Annotated in this window: 7 protein-coding genes; 4 read left to right on the top strand and 3 right to left on the bottom strand. The window is 34.0% G+C overall.

Translation table 11 applies throughout. From position 1 onward, the window contains the following. The 3 genes from AYJ55_RS23230 to AYJ55_RS23220 all read right to left on the bottom strand — a co-directional run bounded on the left by AYJ55_RS23230 (position 1) and on the right by AYJ55_RS23220 (position 1,892). Positions 1-273: an HU family DNA-binding protein gene (locus tag AYJ55_RS23230; RefSeq protein ID WP_063657613.1), complete on the bottom strand. Its 273-nt coding sequence runs from the start codon at positions 271-273 to the stop codon at positions 1-3. Between the two features lie 16 nt (positions 274-289). Further along, positions 290-1,375, bottom strand: a complete 1,086-nt coding sequence (locus AYJ55_RS23225; RefSeq protein WP_063657709.1) for a replication initiation protein — start codon at positions 1,373-1,375, stop codon at positions 290-292. Between the two features lie 337 nt (positions 1,376-1,712). Next, positions 1,713-1,892 carry a hypothetical protein gene (locus tag AYJ55_RS23220; protein WP_063657710.1) on the bottom strand — a complete coding sequence of 60 codons (180 nt, stop codon included), beginning with the start codon at positions 1,890-1,892 and terminating at the stop codon, positions 1,713-1,715. A 296-nt stretch (positions 1,893-2,188) separates the two neighbouring features. Between AYJ55_RS23220 and AYJ55_RS23215 the strand changes: the two genes are divergently transcribed. From AYJ55_RS23215 to AYJ55_RS23200, 4 genes are all read left to right on the top strand, one after another. Continuing rightward, complete coding sequence (locus AYJ55_RS23215; RefSeq protein WP_063657711.1) at positions 2,189-2,380, top strand: hypothetical protein; 192 nt, start codon at positions 2,189-2,191, stop codon at positions 2,378-2,380. Between the two features lie 457 nt (positions 2,381-2,837). Further along, a complete protein-coding gene (locus AYJ55_RS23210; RefSeq protein ID WP_187153343.1) occupies positions 2,838-3,320 on the top strand; it encodes a replication/maintenance protein RepL in 483 nt (160 codons plus the stop codon). 207 nt (positions 3,321-3,527) lie between these two features. Next, complete coding sequence (locus AYJ55_RS23205) at positions 3,528-3,719, top strand: hypothetical protein (protein ID WP_063657713.1); 192 nt, start codon at positions 3,528-3,530, stop codon at positions 3,717-3,719. A gap of 496 nt (positions 3,720-4,215) precedes the next feature. Beyond that, positions 4,216-4,623, top strand: coding sequence for a replication/maintenance protein RepL (locus AYJ55_RS23200; protein ID WP_063657714.1), 408 nt, complete (start codon positions 4,216-4,218; stop codon positions 4,621-4,623). Positions 4,624-4,842 lie beyond the last annotated feature (219 nt).

Here is a 4,842-nt window from a genome sequence, read left to right as displayed (position 1 = left end):
TTACTTCACCGCATCTTTGAGATTTTGACCTGCTTTAAAACTCGGTACATTTGCAGCAGCAATTTTAAGTGGTTCGCCTGTTTTTGGGTTTCGTCCTTCCCTAGCTGCTCGTTGCTTAACCTGAAAACTACCAAAGCCAATGAGTTGTACGTCATTGCCGGATTTCAAAGATTCTGTCACAGATTCTATGAAAGCGTTAATCGACTTCTCTGCGTCTTTCTTGCTCAAACCTGATTTCGCTGCAACTTTACTGATGAGTTCTGTTTTGTTCATGGTGTGCCTTTTCAAATCAAAAATTTTGTATTAATTCTAGGTCTTTTTTAGAAAAGGAAATATCTTTGTTTTGTTCAGTTTTTGCAACGGATATTTTTGTATTTTTGCCTTCTCTCATCGCCAACTCTCGTTTTTTCTCTTCGTGCCAATTTCGTTTACAATACTTTGAGCATTCCACTGCTCTGCGCAAATCTGGCATAGTTAAACGCAATGTAGGGTCGTATTTCTTCAAATCTTTCTCGTACTGATAGAGAATCTCAGTGTTTTTCTTCATCCATTCGCCTTCGTCGTGAGAACCAGATTTGACATGTGGGCGCTTGGCTAGTCTTGGTCGTGTTGGTTTTGTTTTGAATAGATCGTCTTTTTCTAGAAGATAAGTAATTTCAATGTCTGTTATTGACCTGCCTGTTTTTATAGTACGCCAATTTAAGGAAATTTCTGTAAGTGACTGGATCTGTTCGAAAGCAGGCATTAGTGTGAATTTTTTTATATTATTGAATTCTTTTGATATGTTTGGAAAAATCTTACGTATTTGCAAAATTGATAATTTCAGCATATGAACTTCTAACTTTTTAGACTTTTTTAATTCAATATTTTTAGCTTTTTTTATTTCACTTAACATTATTAGATATAATCTAAATGCTATTGGATTTGTTAAATTTTGGATTGATTCTATAGAACATATTGTAAAATTACCTTTTAACTCAAAAAGGTATGGCTCTATACTTTTAGTAAATCTTAAAACTATTTTGCTACAATCTTCTTGTTTTTCATAAAAACTACCTCCGTCTATCCAGTTAGAAAAATTAATTGTTCTCATATTGTTTTTATCTAACCTAAAAAACTCTATTTGTTTTTTCGATAGGCTAATTAATGCTTCTCTCATAGTCACCCAGACCTTTTGTTCGTTAGTACTGAACATGTTAATAAATTCTTTTGGGTACAATGTGATATTACCTGGATTTTCTGTTTTTGAGTCTACTTTGGATAAAGCTAATACAAGTAGACGCATTTCATTACGGTTAAGTTTATAGCTAGCATTAATCAAATCGTTACTTTGTACTAAGTTGTAATTTGGATCTCTATCTAGAGTTGCACTCATTTTTTAATCCTTTTAAGGTGAAAATAATTATTCGTGACTGTTTTTATTTATCTTTCCTTTTAACTTTGTTATTTAATTATTCCTTTATAAACATAAAGTTACACAAGATAAGCCGTAGCAAAAAGTCGTTATAGCCGTAGCAAAAAGTCGTTATAGCCGTAGCAAAAAGTCGTTATAGCCGTAGCGTTTTTCTGTGGATAAAATTGAAGTTTATAGAATCATAAATTTATATAAATTCTTATATATCAGTTAGTTGTTTTTATTACTGTTGAATTTTCACTATTAAAAAAACCATTCTATTTATTATTACTTAATAATAGCCGTAGCAAAAAGTCGTTTAATTTTTTTCTGATAGTGATTCTTCTAACATATTAGTTGCTTCTATAACTGCATCAATTAATCTATATTTATCATGTCCTTGTGATTTTTTAATCATTCTTATTTTATCTATCCTTTCTTTCACTTCTCTTGGAATTCTTATAGATACATAATCATCATAGACTATTTTTTTTGACATAAATTTCTCCTTTAATCTGCAATGATAATAGTAATTTGACAAAAAAAAGCAACAAAAAATTGACTTTATTTTTTGTTGCTATAATATTGATGTAGTCGCTCCATGTAAGTGCTGTAACACCTACACAGAGCTAACCCAAACCTACGGTAACTAGGAGTAAGGCTAATGAAAAAGTCTACCTTCCGCGTGCTTGTCTGTGAAGCACCGAATAACATAATTAAGTTGTTTGTTGAAGAATCCCGCAATTTAACCCTTCGTCAGCGTGCCCGAATTCTCCAGCGAGTTGGGGGTGCGGCATGAAATACTTCAAAGCAACCATCATCACTAACGTTGACCACGAGAAGGGTAAGACAACAAATTTCATCTATCTTTCCTCTGAGACGAAAATAGCTGCCAAGAAATTGGCCTCTCAACATATCTTTAAAACGGACGGCGCAAACTGCTGTTTTTACAAATCGCCCAGATTGGAAGAAATTAGTATTTTGTGATTTTCGCGTGACTGTGTTCCCTTTAATTTCCGGTTATCTTCCGCTTCCTCGCCCGTTCGCTCGCGTTGCTCGGTCACTTGGCTGTGGCGAGCGGTGCGGGTTAAGTTTTGAAAAGATTTTTTGATTTTTTTAACGCAGGAGACGTTGAAACGGAGCGCCACTTGTGAGTACAAAATAGCGTCAACGAGGAAGGGGGGGTTAGTTTGTTACTATTTAGTTGTCTGGCATTTCGTACTGATTAAAAACAATATATAACCCATCCTATGTATTAAAAGGGATTGTATCTATTTTTATCACTTCACAAGGGTATATATGTACCGTTATGGAGTTACACTTGTAACTTCTGAAAGATACATTTACACCTTTTAAAAAAGGTATTAAAATACCTTATTGACAAGGTATATTTTTGTATGTAAATTGTCACGTTATATAGAGTGACATATGCGGACAAGACATGGTGACTAAAAAGAGAATAAAAACTGCATTTTATGAGCAAAAAAAAGACACTGTGGATATAAACACTGGAGAAATAATTTCTGAATCAAAGACAACATTATCTCGTTATTCATCTGAACCGCCATATGTGAAAATGTATATTGATGATATATGTTCAATGATTAAAGTTCCTGACTCATTAAAAAACGTCTTGTTTCTTATGCTTAGAAAGCTCGATTATGATGGTTATATGACTCTTTCAACCAGATATAGAAAATCAATGTGTGACCAACTTAGTATTAAAGATGGGACTCTAAGAAATAGATTGGCTCTTCTTGTAAAAAAAGGATTTGTTCTGAGTGAGGGAGGAAATGAATATTTAGCCAACCCTAAATTTTTTGCTAGGGGAGAATGGAAGTCCATCATAGAACAAAGATCAGCATTTGAATTAAAAATTAAATATTCAGAAGACGGTAGAGAAATTACTACAGAAAGAATTTTATAAACTAGTCGCTAACTGATGGGAATGGTGATCCCAAAAGTTAGCTAATCCAAACCCTAACAGTACTAGGAGTCGGACTATGGGAAATAGTACCTTCCGTGTGCGCGTAATTGAAGCGCAAAATCAAATCATCGAGTTATTCGTTCGAACCTCACGCAATTTAACCCTTCGTCAGCGTGCCCGAATTCTCCAGCGAGTTGGGGGTGCGGCATGAAATACTTCAAAGCAACCATCATCACTAACGTTGACCACGAGAAGGGTAAGACAACAAATTTCATCTATCTTTCCTCTGAGACGAAAATAGCTGCCAAGAAATTGGCCTCTCAACATATCTTTGAGACTGACGGCGCAAATTGCTGTTTTTACAAATCGCCCAGATTGGAAGAAATTAGTATTTTGTGATTTTCGCGTGACTGTGTTCCCTTTAATTTCCGGTTATCTTCCGCTTCCTCGCCCGTTCGCTCGCGTTGCTCGGTCACTTGGCTGTGGCGAGCGGTGGGCGTTTTAATTTTAAGGATTTTTTGGATTATTTTTTAATTTTCTTTCTAAGTTTAGCTTGCGAGCACCGAACACCGTCGACGAGGAAGCGGAAATTAGTTTGTTGCTACTGAGTTGTCTTGTAACTCCTGAAAAACAAGAAAGAATCTAAGATAGATAAATAGTTATATATAAATCAGTATTTTAAATAAATTTTGGTAATCATATAATTAGTTAAGGTAACTATATGATTATATGTTAATAACTAAATAATCATTATTAATAACTATATAATTATTTTTAATAATTAAAAAAGTTATTTTTAGGATATGAAAACTTTTATTTAATAACTTTAAAAAAAACTTGAAATAATTTTTTTATTATTATAGTTAACTTTAAAATTTATTTAAATGAGGCCGATATGGGACGTAGACATGTAAACCTAGAAACAGGGGAAATAACTCAAGAGCCTGATTTTATAAAGGTTTATATAAATGACCTATGTAATGTAAAGGGAGTTACTGGGCTTCAAATGAACATATTTCATTTTATGTTAAAACATATGAATGATCACAATGAAGTATCTTATGGTAAATCTGCAAAAGATAGATTTTGTAAAAGACATGATACTAGTTTAGCTGCCTTTAATAACAATATTAAAGCGTTAATAGCTGCTGGTTTAATAGAAAGAGTAAATCGAGGAGAATTTCGAGTTAATAAGAAGTACGCAGTTAAAGTTGATTGGGATAGGGTTCAATCCATCATTTGGGTTAGTACCTACACCAAAAACGGAAAAACAGAAGAGATTACATTTTCAGAGATGAAATGATTTTATAGTCGCTGACTACAAGAGTCGTTACCTCTTGCAATCAGCTAACCCAAAACCTAAGATGACTAGGAGTTGAGCTATGCGAAATAGTACCTTCCGTGTGCGCGTAATTGAAGCGCAAAATCAAATCATCGAGTTATTCGTTCGAACCTCACGCAATTTAACCCGTCGTCAGCGTGCCCGAATATTCTCCAGCGAGGTTGGGGGTGCGGATGAAAT

The organism is Candidatus Arsenophonus triatominarum (assembly GCF_001640365.1).
Lineage (GTDB): Bacteria > Pseudomonadota > Gammaproteobacteria > Enterobacterales > Enterobacteriaceae > Arsenophonus > Arsenophonus triatominarum.
This window is presented reverse-complemented; position numbering and strand designations above follow the sequence as displayed.

Bases quoted from the DNA above. Each gene is read 5' to 3' on its own strand.
- AYJ55_RS23230 (WP_063657613.1), bottom strand. From the start codon at position 273: ATGAACAAAACAGAACTCATCAGTAAAGTTGCAGCGAAATCAGGTTTG.
- AYJ55_RS23225 (WP_063657709.1), bottom strand. From the start codon at position 1,375: ATGAGTGCAACTCTAGATAGAGATCCAAATTACAACTTAGTACAAAGT.
- AYJ55_RS23220 (WP_063657710.1), bottom strand. From the start codon at position 1,892: ATGTCAAAAAAAATAGTCTATGATGATTATGTATCTATAAGAATTCCA.
- AYJ55_RS23215 (WP_063657711.1), top strand. From the start codon at position 2,189: ATGAAATACTTCAAAGCAACCATCATCACTAACGTTGACCACGAGAAG.
- AYJ55_RS23205 (WP_063657713.1), top strand. From the start codon at position 3,528: ATGAAATACTTCAAAGCAACCATCATCACTAACGTTGACCACGAGAAG.
- AYJ55_RS23200 (WP_063657714.1), top strand. From the start codon at position 4,216: ATGGGACGTAGACATGTAAACCTAGAAACAGGGGAAATAACTCAAGAG.